12 protein-coding genes and 1 pseudogene are annotated in these 15,953 nt (G+C 66.1%); all 13 read right to left on the bottom strand.

Going from position 1 to position 15,953, the window contains the following annotated elements; all coding sequences use genetic code 11:
• Positions 1 to 156: 156 nt before the first annotated feature.
• A complete protein-coding gene (gene mraY / locus ACDELDRAFT_RS11525) occupies positions 157 to 1,335 on the bottom strand; it encodes a phospho-N-acetylmuramoyl-pentapeptide-transferase (RefSeq protein WP_005796809.1) in 1,179 nt (392 codons plus the stop codon).
• Between the two features lie 30 nt (positions 1,336 to 1,365).
• Positions 1,366 to 2,793, bottom strand: coding sequence for a UDP-N-acetylmuramoyl-tripeptide--D-alanyl-D-alanine ligase (locus tag ACDELDRAFT_RS11520; RefSeq protein ID WP_005796807.1), 1,428 nt, complete (start codon positions 2,791 to 2,793; stop codon positions 1,366 to 1,368).
• The gene (locus ACDELDRAFT_RS11515) at positions 2,784 to 4,289 is read right to left on the bottom strand and encodes a UDP-N-acetylmuramoyl-L-alanyl-D-glutamate--2,6-diaminopimelate ligase (RefSeq protein WP_005796805.1); all 1,506 of its coding nucleotides are present in this window, start codon (positions 4,287 to 4,289) and stop codon (positions 2,784 to 2,786) included. The genes ACDELDRAFT_RS11520 and ACDELDRAFT_RS11515 overlap by 10 nt, the downstream gene beginning before the upstream one ends.
• The gene (locus tag ACDELDRAFT_RS11510) at positions 4,286 to 6,031 is read right to left on the bottom strand and encodes a peptidoglycan D,D-transpeptidase FtsI family protein (RefSeq protein WP_005796803.1); all 1,746 of its coding nucleotides are present in this window, start codon (positions 6,029 to 6,031) and stop codon (positions 4,286 to 4,288) included. Before ACDELDRAFT_RS11510 ends, ACDELDRAFT_RS11515 begins: the two co-directional genes overlap by 4 nt.
• Complete coding sequence (ftsL, locus tag ACDELDRAFT_RS11505) at positions 6,028 to 6,333, bottom strand: cell division protein FtsL (RefSeq protein ID WP_005796801.1); 306 nt, start codon at positions 6,331 to 6,333, stop codon at positions 6,028 to 6,030. The genes ACDELDRAFT_RS11510 and ftsL overlap by 4 nt, the downstream gene beginning before the upstream one ends.
• Positions 6,334 to 6,370: 37 nt before the next feature.
• A complete protein-coding gene (gene rsmH / locus ACDELDRAFT_RS11500) occupies positions 6,371 to 7,300 on the bottom strand; it encodes a 16S rRNA (cytosine(1402)-N(4))-methyltransferase RsmH (RefSeq protein ID WP_005796800.1) in 930 nt (309 codons plus the stop codon).
• A gap of 9 nt (positions 7,301 to 7,309) precedes the next feature.
• On the bottom strand, positions 7,310 to 7,738 hold the full coding sequence (gene mraZ, locus ACDELDRAFT_RS11495; protein WP_040328927.1) for a division/cell wall cluster transcriptional repressor MraZ: 429 nt from the start codon (positions 7,736 to 7,738) through the stop codon (positions 7,310 to 7,312).
• A gap of 464 nt (positions 7,739 to 8,202) precedes the next feature.
• A complete protein-coding gene (hslU, locus tag ACDELDRAFT_RS11490; protein ID WP_005796797.1) occupies positions 8,203 to 9,528 on the bottom strand; it encodes an ATP-dependent protease ATPase subunit HslU in 1,326 nt (441 codons plus the stop codon).
• An 87-nt stretch (positions 9,529 to 9,615) separates the two neighbouring features.
• On the bottom strand, positions 9,616 to 10,179 hold the full coding sequence (gene hslV, locus ACDELDRAFT_RS11485) for an ATP-dependent protease subunit HslV (RefSeq protein ID WP_040328925.1): 564 nt from the start codon (positions 10,177 to 10,179) through the stop codon (positions 9,616 to 9,618).
• 57 nt (positions 10,180 to 10,236) lie between these two features.
• Positions 10,237 to 11,952 carry an STAS domain-containing protein gene (locus ACDELDRAFT_RS11480; protein WP_005796793.1) on the bottom strand — a complete coding sequence of 572 codons (1,716 nt, stop codon included), beginning with the start codon at positions 11,950 to 11,952 and terminating at the stop codon, positions 10,237 to 10,239.
• A 49-nt stretch (positions 11,953 to 12,001) separates the two neighbouring features.
• Complete coding sequence (gene dksA / locus ACDELDRAFT_RS11475; RefSeq protein ID WP_005796790.1) at positions 12,002 to 12,760, bottom strand: RNA polymerase-binding protein DksA; 759 nt, start codon at positions 12,758 to 12,760, stop codon at positions 12,002 to 12,004.
• A gap of 166 nt (positions 12,761 to 12,926) precedes the next feature.
• A complete protein-coding gene (locus tag ACDELDRAFT_RS11465; protein WP_005796788.1) occupies positions 12,927 to 13,997 on the bottom strand; it encodes a CobW family GTP-binding protein in 1,071 nt (356 codons plus the stop codon).
• A gap of 460 nt (positions 13,998 to 14,457) precedes the next feature.
• Positions 14,458 to 15,953 (bottom strand): annotated as a pseudogene (locus ACDELDRAFT_RS11460) (heavy metal translocating P-type ATPase); the annotation flags it as partial.

The raw sequence follows: 15,953 nt of genomic DNA, 5'->3' as shown, positions 1-15,953 counted from the left end.
CCGGCGCTGCGGACGGCGGCACGCGCACGCCACCAGGTTGGGCCTGGCTGGCGTCCACAGCATTCCCCTCGCCCACATCCGCCATGCGCGGGCCTGCATCCGCTGCCTCGGCGGGCGCGGCCTGGGGGTCGCCAGGAAGGAGTGGATCGTTCGGGTTCATCGCAGTTTCAGGGTGGACAGGCCGATGAGGCACAGCAGCATGGTGATGATCCAGAAGCGCACCACGACCTGCGTTTCCTTCCAGCCGCTCTTCTCGAAATGGTGGTGCAGCGGCGCCATCTTCAGCAGGCGCCGGCCTTCGCCGTAACGGCGCTTGGTGTACTTGAACCAGGTCACCTGCAGCATCACCGACAGGGCTTCGACCACGAAGATGCCACCCATGATGGCCAGCACGATCTCTTGGCGCACGATGACGGCGATGGTGCCCAGCGCAGCGCCCAGGGCCAGCGCGCCCACGTCGCCCATGAACACCTGGGCGGGGTGGGCGTTGAACCACAGAAAAGCCAGCCCCGCACCGGCCATCGCGGCGCAGAAGATCAGCAGCTCGCCCGAACCCGGGATGTGCGGGAAGAACAGGTACTTTGAATACACGGAGCTGCCGGTCACATAGGCGAACACGCCCAGTGCCGAGCCCACCATCACCACCGGCATGATGGCCAGGCCGTCCAGGCCATCGGTCAGGTTGACGGCATTGCTGGAGCCCACGATGACGAGGTAGGTCAGGATGACGAAGCCCAGCACGCCCAGCGGGTAGCTCACTTCTTTGAAGAAGGGCAGTTGCAGGCCGGCCTTGGGCGGAAGATCGAGCGAAAAGCCCGACTGCACCCAGCTGACGAACAGCTCGAGCACGCGAACGTTGGAGCTTTCAGAGATGCTGAACACCAGGTACAGCGCCGCCACCAGGCCGATCACCGACTGCCAGAAATATTTCTCGCGCGAGCGCATGCCCTCAGGGTCCTTGTTGACCACCTTGCGCCAGTCGTCCACCCAGCCAATGGCACCAAAACCCAGGGTGACGATCAGCACGATCCAGACAAAGCGGTTGGACAGGTCGAACCACAGCAGGGTCGAGATCGCGATCGATAGCAGGATGAGCACGCCGCCCATGGTGGGCGTGCCGCTCTTGGACAGGTGCGTCTGCATCGCGTAGCCCCGGATCGGCTGGCCGATCTTGAGCGACGTGAGCACGCGGATCACCTTGGGGCCGGCCACCAGGCCGATGAGCAGCGCCGTCATGGCGGCCATCACGGCGCGGAAGGTCAGGTACTGGAACACCCGGAAGAAGCCGAACTCGGGCGACAGGCCCTGCAGCCATTGCGACAGCATCAGCAGCATGGTGCACCTCCGTGCGAGGGGCGACGGGCATCAGTGCGTGGCGTCATGGTGTCCCTCCGGCCGAACGGCTTCTTGTTGTGTTTGCTGCGTGGCGGAGACCATCGCCTCCACCACCTGTTCCATCTTCATGAACCGTGATCCCTTCACCAGTACGCTGCCCACCCGCGGAAGCGCCTGCAGCACCGCCGCTTGCAGCGATGCCATGTCGTTGAAATGCCGCGCGGCCCCGAAGGCACGCGCCGCGCCGGCCGACTGCTCGCCCAGCGCATACAGGTGGCGGATGCCTGCGGCGCGCGCGTGCGCACCAGCCTCGGCGTGGAACTGGGGGCCCTGGTCGCCCACCTCCCCCATGTCGCCCATCACCAGCAGTTGCGGCGCGGGCAGCGAGGCCAGCACATCGATGGCGGCACGCATGGAATCGGGGTTGGCGTTGTAGCTGTCATCCACCACGGTGACCTGCCGGTCCGCCACCCGCAGGCCGATGGCCCGCGAGCGCCCCTTGACGGGGGTAAAGGCGCTCAGGCCGCGCGCAATCGACTCCAGCGGAGCACCAGCTGCCAGGGCACACGCCGCCGCCGCCAGGGCATTGGTGACGTTGTGCTGGCCGGCAATCTGCAGGGAGCATGAGAGCGCGCCCAGGGGCGTCACCATTTCTACCGCCCACGCGCCCTGGCGCCAGCTGGCTTGTGCGCACCGCACGTCACCGCCTGCACCGAAGGTGACGCAACGGCGCGGAGCCGCCAGGGCGCCCCACAGAGCGGAATAAGGGTCGCCTGCGGGAAACACCGCAACGCCATCGGCGGGCAGCGCCGCCAGTACCGAGCCGTTCTCTTCCGCCACGGCCCGCACCGTGTGCATGAATTCGAGATGCTCACGCTGGGCGTTGTTGACCAGTGCCACTGTGGGCTGCGCGATGGCGGCCAGGGTGGCGATCTCGCCCGGATGGTTCATGCCCATCTCGATCACCGCAGCGGCGTGCGCTGCGCGCAGGCGCAGCAGGGTCAGCGGCACGCCGATGTCGTTGTTGAAATTGCCCTGGGTCGAAAAAGCGGCCTCGCCCTTCCAGGCACGCAGGATGGACGCCACCATCTGCGTCACCGTCGTCTTGCCGTTGCTACCGGTGATGCCGATCAACGGCAGGCCGAACTGTGCGCGCCAGCCGGCCGCCAGGGCCCCCAGAGCGGCCAGGCTGTCGGGCACCTCGATGCCGGGCAACCCCGCCGCTTCGAGCCCCCCATGGGCAATCGCCGCCACGGCGCCACCTGCGCGGGCATCGGCCAGGAACGCGTTGGCATCAAAGCGCTCGCCCTTGAGCGCCACGAACAAATCGCCCGCCTGCAGTGTGCGGGTGTCGGTGTGCACCCGTGCCACGGGCGTTGCCGCATCGCCCACCAGGCGTGCTTCGGGGATGCTGCGGCAAATCCAGGCATGTGCCTGCTGCAGGTTCATCATGCCCATGTGTTGGCTCCCCGGGCGGCCAGCGCTGCCTGCGCCTGCGCCATGTCATCGAACGGCCGGCGCACGCCGGCGGTTTCCTGGTAATCCTCATGGCCCTTGCCGGCAATCAGCACCACGTCGGCCGCATCGGCCTCGCCGATGGCCAGCGCAATGGCGGCAGCGCGATCGGGTTCGGCCCGGACGGTTTCACCGGCAATCGTGCCTTGCAGGATCTGGTGCAGGATGGCGGCCGGCTCTTCGCTGCGCGGGTTGTCGCTGGTGACCACGACCCAGTCGGCGTGCTGCTGCGCCACGGCACCCATCAGGGGACGCTTGCCAGCATCGCGGTCGCCGCCGCAGCCAAAAACGCACCACAGCTGCCCGCCGCGCTCGACGGCCAGGGGACGCAAGGCCTGCAAGGCCTTGTCCAGCGCGTCAGGGGTATGCGCGTAATCCACGGCCACCAGCGGCTGCCCCGGCGCCACCAGCCGCTGCATGCGGCCGGGCACGGGTTGCAGGCTGCTGCAGGCGCGCACCGCATCGGCCAGCGGCACGCCCTGGCTGCGCAGCGTGGCCAGCACGCCCAGAAGGTTCAGCACGTTGTAATGGCCGATCACGCGGGTCTGCAACGGCACCCGCTGCGCGCCCTCCACCACCGTAAAGCGCAGCCCCTGGGGCCCCAGTGCGATGTCCTGCGCCGCCAGCCGCGCCGCACCGTGGGCGGAGATGCTCCACAAATCCAGGGCGCCGCCGGTCAGCTCGGCGTGCAATTGCGCGCCAGCAGGGTCGTCCACATTGATCACGGCGGCCTGCAGGCCGGGCCAGTCGAACAAGGCTCGCTTGGCAAGCCAGTAGTCGGCCATGCTGCCGTGGTAGTCCAGGTGGTCCTGGGTGAAATTGGTGAAGATGGCCACACGGATCGGCGTGCCATCGAGACGCGACTCGGCCAGCCCGATGGAAGAAGCCTCGATCGCGCAGGCGCCGAGCCCCTGGTCAGCATATTGGCGAAACGCGCGCTGCAAACGCACCGGGTCGGGCGTGGTCATGCCCGTGGATTCAAGGGCCGGCGGAACGCCCATGCCCAAAGTGCCCACCAGTGCACAACGGGTGGGCGCATGCAGCTCTTGTTTTGATAGCGAATTCAAGGCACCTGCCAGCCACCATGCGGTGCTGGTCTTGCCATTGGTGCCCGTCACGGCCAACACGGCGAGATGCTGTGCGGGGTGGCCGAACCACTGTGCCGCCATCGGCCCGGTAGCGGCCTTGAGACCCGGCAATGCAGCCATGTGCTCGCCCGTGAATCCGAACGCTTCCACGCCCGTCTGCTCCACCAGGCAGGCCGTGGCGCCGCGCACCATGGCATCGGCCACGTGCGCGCGCCCGTCGGTCGCGGCGCCGGGCCAGGCAATGAAACCGTCGCCAGGGGCCACCAGGCGGCTGTCGGTCTGCAAGGTGCCCGTGACGCGCTCGCGCAGCCACTGCACGGCGTCATGGGACGAGGTGAGCTGGCGTATCACAGCGACTCCTCCACGCCGTTGGTGACGATCTGCGGCTTGACGGCCATGTCGGGCTGCACGCCCATCATGCGCAAGGTCTGCTGCACCACCTCGCTGAACACCGGCGCCGCGACCAAGCCGCCATACACCTGACCGTTGCTGGGCTCGTCGATCATCACGGCCACGATGATGCGCGGCTTGTCGATGGGCGCCATGCCGGTGAACCAGGCGCGGTACTTGCCGGCCGCATAACTCTTGCCTACTTGCTTGCGCGCCGTGCCCGACTTGCCGCCCACCGAATAACCCAGGGTCTGGGCCTTCTGCCCGGTGCCGCCCGGGCCTGCGGCCATCTGCAGCATCTTGCGCACCTGGTCCGCCGTGCGTTCGGAAAAAACGGGCACGCCAATGGCGGGCGCAGAACTCTTGAGCAGCGTGGCGGGGATGACCCGCCCGCCGTTGGCGAACACCGTGTACGAGCGCGCCATCTGGAACAGGCTGGCCGACAGGCCGTAGCCATAGGACATGGTGGCCTGCTCGATCGGCCTCCAGGTCTTGTAGGGCCGCAGCCGGCCACTCACCACGCCGGGAAACCCGAGTTGCGGCTTCTGCCCGAAGCCGGCCGCAGAAAAGGTCTCCCACATCTCGCGCGCGGGCATCTGCATGGCGATCTTGGTGGTGCCAACGTTGCTTGACTTCTGGATGACGCCCTCGACGGTAAGCACACCATAGTTGTGCGTGTCCGAAATGGTGGAGCCAGTGATGGTGACGCGGCCCGGCGTGGTGTCCACGATGGTGTCGGGGCGCACGCGGCCCGATTCCAGCGCCAGGCCGATGGTGAAGGGCTTCATGGTCGAACCGGGTTCGAACACGTCGGTGAGCGCGCGGTTGCGCAATTGCTCGCCGGTGAGGTTCTGGCGCTTGTCAGGCACGTAGCTGGGGTAGTTGGCCAGGGCCAGCAGCTCGCCCGTGTGCGCATCGAGCACCACCACGCTGCCGGCCTTGGCCTTGTGCGCCGCCACCTGGTCACGCAGTTTCTGGTACGCGAAGAACTGCACCTTGCTGTCGATGGACAGCTGCATGTCGCGGCCATCCACCGGGGGCACCGTCTCGCCCACCCCTTCCACGACGCGGCCCAGGCGGTCCTTGATGACGCGGCGCGAACCGGCGCGCCCCGCCAGTTCACTGTTGAAAGCCAGCTCCATGCCTTCCTGGCCCTTGTCTTCCACGTTGGTGAACCCCACCACGTGCGCCGCCGATTCGCCCTCGGGGTACTGGCGCTTGTATTCCTTGCGCTGGTAGATGCCCTTGATGTCGAGGGCTGCAATCTGCTGGCCCACGTCCCAGTCGAGCTGGCGCTTGATCCAGACAAAGGTCTTGTCCTCGTCGGCGAGCTTGGCATTGAGCTCGGCCAGCGGCATGTCGAGCAAGGTGGCCAGTTGCTTGAGCTTGGCGCGCACGTCGGGCTTGTCCTGCTCGACGTCTTCGGGAATGGCCCAGATGCTGGAGGCCGGCACGCTCGAGGCCAGAATGAGACCGTTGCGGTCGAGGATCTTGCCGCGGTTGGCGGGCAACTCGAGCGTGCGCGCGAACCGCACCTCGCCCTGGCGCTGAAAGAAGGCATTGCCGAACACCTGCACGTAGGCTGCGCGCGCTCCCAGCCCCACAAAACCCAGCGCAATCATCGCAACGATGAACTTGCTGCGCCACACGGGCGTCTTGCTGGCCAGCAAGGGGCTGGAGGTGTAGAGCACGCTGCGGCTCATGGCTGCGCCTCCGAAGCGGCAGCCGCACTCTTGGCACCGGCCGGGTCGCCCACGTACTGGGTGATGGCCGGTGTGGCCGTGCGCATGTGCAGCTGCGCCCGCGCCAGCTTTTCCACGCGCAGCGGCGTGGCCTGCGCGCGTTTTTCCACCTGCAGGCGCTGGTGCTCGGTTTCGAGCCTGCGCGACTCGGAAACAGCACGGTCGAGTTGGGTGAACAGGCGGCGCGACTCGTATTGGGTGTGCACGAGGTACAGCGCGCTGGCCATCACCGCCATCAGCAGGACGATGTTGAGCCGGGTCATGCCAGAGCCTCGGCGGCAGTTGCTGGGCAGGCGGCGCTCATGCGGGCGCCTCCGTCCGTTCTGCAACCCGCATGATGGCGCTGCGTGCGCGGGGATTGGCAGCCACCTCGGCCGCACTCGGCTTGATGCGATCCAGCGCCACGAGCTTCATGACCTTGGGCGGCGCAAAGGGTGCGCGGCGGTCGTACACCTCCTTGGAATGCTGCGCTATGAACTGCTTGACGATGCGGTCTTCCAGCGAGTGGAAGCTGATCACCACCAGGCGCCCGCCCGGCTGCAATACCGACAGGCTGGCTTCTAGCGCCTGTTGCAGCTCTTCAAGTTCAGCGTTGATGAAAATCCGTAGAGCCTGAAATGTGCGCGTTGCAGGGTTCTGGCCCGGCTCGCGGGTCTTGACCGCGCCAGCCACGAGATCGGCCAGTTCGGCGGTGGTTGCAAGAGGACCCCGTTCTTCGCGCCGAGCAACAATCGCCTTTGCAATGGGGCCAGCAAACCGTTCTTCACCGTAGTCACGTATCACCTCCGCAATCTGTTGAACCTCGGCAGTGGCCAGCCACTGGGCCACGCTTTCTCCGCGCGTGGTGTCCATGCGCATGTCGAGCGGGCCGTCGAAACGGAAACTGAAGCCCCGCCCGGGGCTGTCGATCTGGGGCGAACTCACGCCCAGGTCCATCAGCACCCCAGCCACGCTGCCCGCTGGCAATTCCGCAAGATGGCGGAAACCTTCGTGCCGAATGGAAAAACGCGCATCGGTGATGCGCGTTGCCTCGTGGATGGCTTCCGGGTCCTTGTCGAACGCCACAAGATGGCCTTGCGGCCCCAGCCGCAGCAGGATGCGGCGCGAATGCCCCCCGCGCCCGAAGGTGGCATCCACCCAGGTACCGGCTGGCGCAGCCCCCGCGCCGCCCAACAGGGCGTCCACGGCTTCGTCGAGCAGGACGGTGGTGTGTTGCAGATCAGAAGTCACACCGCGGCCTTAAAAAGAGAAATCCTTGAACACGTCGGGCATCTCGCCTTGCATGGCCTGCGCTTCCTGCGCGTCGTAGGTGGCCTTGTCCCACAGTTCGAAGTGGTTGCCCATGCCCAGCAAGATCGCATCCTTGGCGATGCCCGCTGCCTGGCGCAACTCGGGCGACACCAGCACGCGGCCGGTGGTGTCCATCTCCACATCCATCGCGTTGCCCAGGAAGATGCGCTTCCACCACTGGGCAGACATGGGCAGTTGGCCGATGCGTTCGCGGAATTTCTCCCATTCGGGACGCGGAAACACCATCAGACAACCGTGGGGGTGCTTGGTGATCGTGAGCTGGCCGGCGGCCGTCGCGCTCAGGACGTCACGATGCCGGGTCGGCACGGACAGCCGACCTTTTGCATCGAGACTCAGCGACGAGGCACCTTGAAACACGGAAATGATTCCCCCACTCGATCCAGGACCCCTTGAAATGCCCCACAACGGGTTTCAAGGGCACTTTTCACCACTTAATTGCACTTTTTTGCACTGTAGCAGGAAAAGCAATCCCGACCACCAGGGTTGCTACAAAATTTTGCAATGAAATCAAGGACTTAGAAGCGTTTTCGGAGAATTGAAAACGCCAAAAACCGTTATCCGGTAAGCACTTAGAACGCCCTATGCAAGTGATACCTGAAGGCAACGGATCACGGGTTCGCCGCCCGGCGTGAGAGAGAACGCAACGGGACACATCCGTGCACCCCCGGTCCACGGGCGGGGCGGCGGGGAATGCCAACGCCAAGAAGCGGGGACCACAACCCGGTCCAGTGGTGTGCCGGGGGCTGGGGCGGAAAGGTCGCTGCGTGTCTGCGGCAGCGGCCGCGCAGCCTCTCCACGGGCAACGCGCGGCAAGGCCAACCTCAAAGGATGTAGCGCGAAAGGTCTTCGTCCTGGCTGAGCGTCTGCAGCCTCGCGTCCACATAGGCCGCGTCCACCGTGACCGTCTGGCCTGACAAGCGCGCAGCGTCAAAGCTCACGTCGTCCAGAAGCCGCTCCATGACGGTCGCCAGGCGGCGGGCGCCAATGTTCTCGGTGCGCTCGTTCACCTCGAAGGCAATGCGCGCCAAGCGCGTGATGCCATCAGGGGTGAAATCGAGCGTCACCCCCTCGGTCGCTAGCAAGGCCTGGTATTGCTTGACGAGCGAGGCATGCGTTTGCATGAGGATGGCCTCAAAGTCCTGTACCGACAGGGAGTCGAGCTCCACGCGGATCGGAAAACGTCCCTGCAGTTCCGGAATCAGGTCGCTGGGCTTGGACAGGTGAAACGCGCCCGAGGCAATGAACAGGATGTGGTCCGTCTTGACCATGCCGTACTTGGTGGACACCGTGGTGCCCTCCACCAGCGGCAGCAGGTCGCGCTGCACACCCTGACGCGACACATCGGCACCACTGGTTTCCTGCCGCGCAGCGACCTTGTCGATCTCGTCAATGAAGACGATGCCGCTCTGCTCGGCGTTCTGGATGGCGCGGGTCTTGATCTCTTCCTCGTTCACCAGCTTGCCGGCCTCTTCGTCGGTCAGCAGCTTGAGCGCCTCGGCGATCTTGAGCTTGCGCGTGCGGCGCTTGTCCTGCCCCATCTGGCTGAACATGCCGCGCAACTGCTCGGTCATCTCTTCCATGCCCGCCGGCCCCATGAGTTCCACCTGGGGACGGCTCTCGGCCACGTCGATCTCGATCTCCTTGTCGTCCAGGCTGCCCTCGCGCAACTTTTTGCGGAACACCTGGCGCGCCGTGCTGTCCGAGGCGTGTTCAACGCCCGCCGCCGCGCGGGCCGGCGGAATCAGCACATCCAGAATGCGCTCTTCCGCCGCATCCTCGGCGCGGGACCGCATCTTCTTCATTTCGGATTCGCGCGTCTGCTTCACGGCCATCTCGGCCAGATCGCGGATGATGGCGTCCACATCCTTGCCCACATAGCCCACCTCGGTGAACTTGGTGGCTTCCACCTTGATGAAGGGCGCATCGGCCAGGCGCGCCAGGCGCCGCGCGATCTCGGTCTTGCCCACGCCGGTGGGCCCGATCATGAGGATGTTCTTGGGCGTGATCTCCTGGCGCAGGCTGCCCTCGACCTGCTGGCGGCGCCAGCGGTTGCGCAATGCAATGGCCACGGCGCGCTTGGCGCCACTCTGGCCCACGATGTGGTGGTCAAGTTCGGAGACGATCTCCTGGGGGGTCATGGACGACATACGTGCAATCCGCAATCAAATAGGGCTACAGCGCTTATTCATCAAGCGCAAGCAGCTATTAATAAAATAGCAAACCAGCGACCGCATTCACAGCGTCTCGATGGTGTGGCTCATGTTCGTGTAGATGCACAGCTCGCCTGCGATTTCGAGCGACTTCTTGACGATTTCCTGCGCGGACAGGTCGGTGTTCACCAGCAGGGCCTTGGCCGCCGAGTGGGCATAGGCACCGCCCGACCCGATCGCGACGATGCCCTGCTCGGGCTCAAGCACATCGCCGTTGCCGGTGATGATCAGCGAGGCGCTGGCGTCGGCGACGGCCAGCATGGCCTCCAGGCGGCGCAGCACGCGGTCGGTGCGCCAGTCCTTGGTGAGTTCGATGGCGGCGCGGGTGAGGTGCCCCTGGTGCTTTTCGAGCTTGGCCTCGAAACGCTCGAACAGCGTGAAGGCGTCGGCCGTGGCGCCGGCAAAGCCCGCCAGCACCTTGCCATGGTAGAGCTTGCGCACCTTGCGCGCCGTGCCCTTGACGACGATGTTGCCCAAGGTGACTTGGCCATCGCCGCCGATGGCGACCTGCACGCCACCGGGGGTTTGGCGGCGCACGCTCAGGATGGTGGTGCCGTGGAAAACAGGGGTTTGGCTAGATGAGTCCATAGCCATGGAATTTGGGGGCGGCCCGGGCCATTGCAAGCGCCGCGGGCACGCGCCCGCTCAGTTCTTGCGCGGGACCACCCACGCGTGCTCGTTGACGCCAATGACGTTGAAGAAAACCGCAACGAGGCGGTGCAGGTTCTGGAACTGCACCACATGGCCGTGGGACTGCTGCTCGGCAGCCCAGTTGAGCACCGAGCCGGCAGCCCCGAAATCGATGCGGATGAGGCGATCGCACCCGATGACCAGAGGTTCGCCGGGCCGGACCAATGCCTCGAAGGGTTGCAGCAGCGGCGCGGCGTCGCCCTCAATGTGGCCGCTCAGCGTGGCGGCGCGCGTGGCTTCCGGCGCAACGACGCTTGCCGCGTCGGCCCCTTCGGGGGCCAGCAGGTCGCGACCTGCAGCCTGTGCTTCGGGCTCCGGCGCATGTTCGCTGTCCGAATAAGCGCAACGCGGCGCCACCCAGGACGGTGGCGACACCTCGTAGGTCACGCAGTAATCAAGCGCGACCAGTTCGAACTCATCCGGGCGGCCCATGAGGCGCAGCGCCGCCATGCGCAGGCGCCACCACTCAGGGCCCTGGCTGCGGTCACCCGACTGGGTCTTGCTTTCCAGCAGCGCGTTCAATGCCGGTACGCCCGAAAACACGAACTGGCCGCTGCGGTCGGCCCACTGCATGAACTGGTCGGCCAGCAGGGGCACGGCAGCATCATCAATCGCCGTAACGCGGCCCCAGGCCAGGGTCCAGGGCGAGGCGGCACGCGCCAGTGCAGCCTGGAGCGCGGCCACCGACGAGACCGCCAGCGTGGACGGCGCCGCCCAGCTGAAATCACGCCGCGCAATTTCATGCATGGGGGCCGGCGCCGCTGCGGGCGCAAGGCCCAGTTGCTCCGGCAACGAGAACCACAGGGGCGCAGAGCGGCTGAAACGCGCGGCGAAATCGATCGCCAGCGTGTCAAAACGGTCCTGCTGGCCGGTGGCCCGGTACAGGTCAAACAGCGTCATCCAGATTTCGAGCTGCTGCTGGGGGTCGTCCTGCTCGTGTTGGGCCAGGACGTCGAGCAAGCCAGCCTCGGCTCCGGCGTGGTCGCCGTTGGCAAACCGGATGGCGGCTTCTTCTAGATCGGGTTCGTGCACGAATTCCTCCGGTTCGGCTGCGGGTTCGGGCTCGGCCATGCGTGCCGGCGGGCCGGGGGGGGTCTCGGGGTCGCCTGCCAGCAGGGAGGCATCGGTGCCTCCGAACCCGGCAATAGGCATGCTGTCGTCCGCAAACAGGGGCGCCACAGAGGGCTTGGTTTCCAGCGGGGCATGGAAAGTGCCCGGCGCGGTGGGCGCATAGGCGCGCGCTGCCGCAGCCCCGCTATCGTCGGCGCGCATCTCGGCGGGCTGGGTGGGCGCGTCCGCAGACTGCTTGCTCTTCCACCACTGCTGCGACATCTGCGCTTCGATCTCGTCGATTTTCTTGAGCGTGACGGCACGCTCGTCGGGCGAGGTCATGCTGCTCTGGAAGAACGACGGCCGGGCCGTCGGGTCTTCCGCGCGCTGGCCCTGCAGCGCCTCGCGCTGGCGCAGCTTGCGCAACTGGTCAAACTCGCGGCGGCGTACGAAGTCGTTGCGCCGCTTGCGCTCGATCATCTCCTTGAGCATCTGCTTGCTGTACTGGCTCTCGCGATCGGCTTCGATCGCGTCGAGTTCGGTCCAGTTGACCGTGGGGTTGCGCACAAACCGCACCATCTTGGACAGCAGTCCGCCGCGTGTGGTTTCTTCCTTGCTCATGGGCACTCAGGTTGCGCGGTGCACGTGGGAGATCAAGCCGGGCCGGCCTTCAGTCCCCGAACATCTTCTGCTTGAGCTCGCGGCGCTGCTGCGCCTCGAGCGACAGCGTGGCCGTGGGGCGGGCAATCAGGCGCCCCACCCCGATGGGCTCGCCGGTCTCGTCGCAGTAACCGTAATCGCCCGAGTCGATGCGGGCAATGGACTGCTCGATCTTCTTGAGCAGCTTGCGCTCGCGGTCACGGGTGCGAAGCTCCAGCGCGTGCTCTTCTTCGATGGTGGCGCGGTCGGCCGGGTCGGGTACGACCACGGTGTCTTCACGCAGGTGTTCGGTGGTTTCGCCAGCGCTGTTGTGGATGTCCTGCTTGAGCTGAACGAGCTTGAGGCGGAAGAACGCCATCTGCTTTTCGTTCATGTACTCGCTGTCAGGCATCGCGATCACTTCCGCGTCGGTCAGCTCTTCGGCCGGCTTGGTTTTCCAGTTGTTCGCCAGTTTGGGGTCTTTTTTGGCTGCAGCGTAGGTCGGCTGCACTTGCACGGTCGTGGGCATGGTATGTAGATAACTGGCTTTGGCAGCGGTGGAAGCCACTGTCTGTGCCATGGATGGTACGGTCAATTGGGCCAGCCGGGAAGAAGGCCGGGTGCTGCGCACGGGTACTTGGCTGCCTGCCTGCAGAGGCGGCTCCGCGGCCGGCGCTGCCGCCGGAGTGGCTTTGGGAACAGCCTTGGATGCCACGGGGGCGGCGGCGGTTTTTGCCGCGGCGGGAGTCGCCTTGGCGGCCCCCTTGGGTTTGCTGGTCTCGGCTTTCACTGACGGTCTCCTCGCATAACGGGCTGGCCCGGCTGCATGGCAACCAAGGGCGGGTGGCAAGCCTTCCGGGGTTTTACCGGGGCGCGATTGTATCGACCTGCGCGCAAGCCAACGCAAACGTTGCAGATACAACACAAAAGACCATGGCCGCCCTGCCCGTCAGCGCCTAAGCCAGGCTCTGCTCGAGACCCTGCACGAAGATGTCCTTGGGCAGATCGATGCCGATGAAGACCATCTTGCTCATGCGGGGCTCGCCCTCAGCCCACTGGGGGCCCAGGTCGCTGCCCATGAGCTGGTGCACGCCCTGGAAGATCACCTTGCGGTCGGTGCCTTTCATCAGGAGCACGCCCTTGTAGCGCAGCATGCGCGGGCCATAGATATTGACGATGGCGCCCAGGAAGTCCTCGAGCTTGGCAGGATCGAAGGGGCGCTCCGAGCGATAGACGAAGCTTTTGACGTCGTCGTCATGGTGGTGGTGATGCCCGTGGCCTTCATGGCCGTGCTGGTGTGAGGGATGATTGCAGTGCTCGCCATGCGCGTGGTCATGGTGGTCGTGCCCGTGGTGGTCATGCTCCTCTTCCTCCTTGAGGAAGTCAGGATCAATGTCCAGCTTGGCGTTGAGATTGAAGCCGCGCAGGTCGAGCACCTCGCTGAGTGGCACCTCCCCGAAATGCACCGCTTTGATGGGTGCGCGCGGGTTCATGTGCTTGAGGCGATGGATCAGCGCCTCGGTTTCGTCGGCACTGACCAGATCGGTCTTCGACAGGAAGATCTGGTCGGCAAAACCCACCTGGCGGCGCACCTCCTGGCGGTCGTTGAGCTGCTGCGCGGCATGCTTGGCATCGACCAGCGTGATGATCGAGTCGATCAGGTACGTCTCGGCAATCTCCTCGTCCATGAAGAAGGTCTGCGCCACGGGGCCGGGGTCGGCCACGCCGGTGGTCTCGATGACGATGCGGTCGAAATCCAGCAGCTTCTTGCGCCGCTTGGCGGCCAGCAACTGCAGCGTCTCGCGCAGGTCTTCGCGGATGGTGCAGCAGATGCAGCCATTGCTCATCTGCACGATCTGCTCCTTGGACTCGGTCACGAGGATGTCGTTGTCGATGTTCTCTTCGCCGAATTCGTTCTCGATCACGGCGATCTTCTGGCCATGGGCCTCGCTCAGCAGCCGCTTGAGCAGCGTGGTCTTTCCGGAACCCAGAAAGCCGGTGAGGATGGTGACGGGGATGAGGGACATGGAGGGGCCTTGGAAAAGCGATGGGCTGGGGCCGTGCTGCGGCCCCGCGGACCAGGCGCGCTGGGGCGCCTGTGCGCAAAGGTGGGGAGTTTAGCGCCCGATTCAAGCGTGCACCGGCCCAGGGCCCCGGCACCACCGGCCCAGGGGGGTTTATGAGTCCAACAGGGTTTGGGCGCTTATTAGACAGGCGCAATTAGCTATTTTTTTAATAGCAGCCATAACGATGCCGCGTGCCCCATGCCCACGCCAGTTGCCCAATGAAACTCCTTTGGCCCGCTGGCCCGCTGGCCCGCTGGTGGGCTGGTGGGCTGGTGGGCTGGTGGGCTGGTGGGCTGGTGGGCTGGTGGGCTGCACCTTGCTGGACATTCCTCTCGCCACGCTCGTACCGCGCCTGGGCCAGACCAGCGGCACGGCGCGGGCCATCACGGCTGCGGGCGGTCTCCATTGCCCGACGGGGCCGTCACCCGCCCTGCCGGGACGCATGCTCTGGCTGGGCCGCGAGGCCAGGAACGGGCGCGCGCAGCATGCGCAGGCCGTTGAACACCACGATCAGGCTGGCCCCCATGTCGGCAAACACGGCCATCCACATCGAGGCGCCATTGAACAACGCCAGAAGCAGGAACACGGCCTTGATGCCCAGCGCCAGCGCGATGTTCTGCCAGAGCACGCTGCGCGTGCGGCGCGACAGTTCAATCAACTCGGGAATGCGCCGCAGGTCGTCGTTCATGATGACCACATCGGCCGCTTCCATGGCCGTGTCGGTGCCAGCCGCGCCCATCGCGATACCGATGTCCGCCCGGGCCAGGGCGGGGGCATCGTTGATGCCGTCGCCCACCATGGCGGTAAGGCCCTGGCGTGCCTGCAGGGCCTCGATGGCCGCGAGCTTGTCGTCGGGCAGCAGGTTGCCCTGAACCTCCTGCAAACCCGCCTGGTCGGCAATGGTGCGGGCGGTGACAGTGTTGTCACCCGTCAGCATCACGGTGGCCACGCCCAGCGTGCGCAGCGCCGCCAGCGCCTCGCGCGAGCTGTCCTTGATGGTGTCTGCCACGGCGAACAGGGCCAGCACGCCAGCGTCCGAGGCCAGCAGGGTTGCCGAGCGGCCCTGGGCCTCGTGCGCGGCCAGCCGCGCCTCGATGTCGGCACCGCAGAGGCCCAGCTCCTCCACCAGGCGGTGGTTGCCCAGCCACAGCGCCTGCCCTCCGATCGAGGCCTTCACCCCGCGCCCTGGCAGTGCTGTGAAGCCCTGCGGCGCCGGCTGCGCGGGGTCCGATGGCATACCGGCCTGTTCGGCCAGGCCCAAGGCGATGGCGCGCGATACGGGTTATCGGAATGCGCGGCCAGATCCGCCGCCCAGCGCAGCACCTGGGCCTGCGCGGTGGGCGCGGCGCCCTGCTGCGCAAGCACCTCGGTGGCCACCAGGCGTGGCCGGCCTGCGGTGATGGTGCCGGTCTTGTCGAGCGCAATGGCCTTGAGCTGGTGGGCCGTCTCCAGGTAGACCCCGCCCTTGACGAGAATGCCGCGCCGCGCTGCGGCAGCCAGCCCGCTCACCACCGTGACCGGCGTGGCAATGACCAGCGCGCAGGGGCATGCAATCACGAGCAACACCAGGGCCTTGTACAGCGCCTGCGTCCACGCCACGCCCATCAGCCAGGGCATCAACACCGCCACGGCCACGGCCAGCGCGAACACCGCCGGGGTGTAGATGGCGGCAAACTGGTCGACGAACTGCTGCGTGGGCGCACGGCTGCCCTGGGCCTGCTCCACCGCATGGATGATGCGCGCCAGCGTGGTGTGGCCGGCCGTGGCGGTGACACGCATTTCCAGCGCGCCGGTGTCATTGATGGTGCCGGCAAACAGGGTGTCGCCCACGCCCTTGTCCACCGGCAGGCTCTCGCCGGTGACCGGCGCCTGGTTCACGGCGCTGGTCCCTTCGGTCACCACGCCGTCGAGCGGCAC

The sequence above is a fragment of the Acidovorax delafieldii 2AN genome, assembly GCF_000175235.1.
GTDB lineage: Bacteria > Pseudomonadota > Gammaproteobacteria > Burkholderiales > Burkholderiaceae_C > Acidovorax > Acidovorax delafieldii_B.
The sequence above is the reverse complement of the archived record's forward strand: the minus strand, read 5'-3'. Positions and strand labels throughout refer to the sequence as shown.

Bases quoted from the DNA above. Each gene is read 5' to 3' on its own strand.
- ACDELDRAFT_RS11520 (WP_005796807.1), bottom strand. From the start codon at position 2,793: ATGGGCATGATGAACCTGCAGCAGGCACATGCCTGGATTTGCCGCAGC.
- ACDELDRAFT_RS11480 (WP_005796793.1), bottom strand. From the start codon at position 11,952: ATGAGCAAGGAAGAAACCACACGCGGCGGACTGCTGTCCAAGATGGTG.
- ftsL (WP_005796801.1), bottom strand. From the start codon at position 6,333: ATGACCCGGCTCAACATCGTCCTGCTGATGGCGGTGATGGCCAGCGCG.
- ACDELDRAFT_RS11465 (WP_005796788.1), bottom strand. From the start codon at position 13,997: ATGTCCCTCATCCCCGTCACCATCCTCACCGGCTTTCTGGGTTCCGGA.
- hslU (WP_005796797.1), bottom strand. From the start codon at position 9,528: ATGTCGTCCATGACCCCCCAGGAGATCGTCTCCGAACTTGACCACCAC.
- mraY (WP_005796809.1), bottom strand. From the start codon at position 1,335: ATGCTGCTGATGCTGTCGCAATGGCTGCAGGGCCTGTCGCCCGAGTTC.
- ACDELDRAFT_RS11510 (WP_005796803.1), bottom strand. From the start codon at position 6,031: ATGAGCCGCAGCGTGCTCTACACCTCCAGCCCCTTGCTGGCCAGCAAG.
- hslV (WP_040328925.1), bottom strand. From the start codon at position 10,179: ATGGACTCATCTAGCCAAACCCCTGTTTTCCACGGCACCACCATCCTG.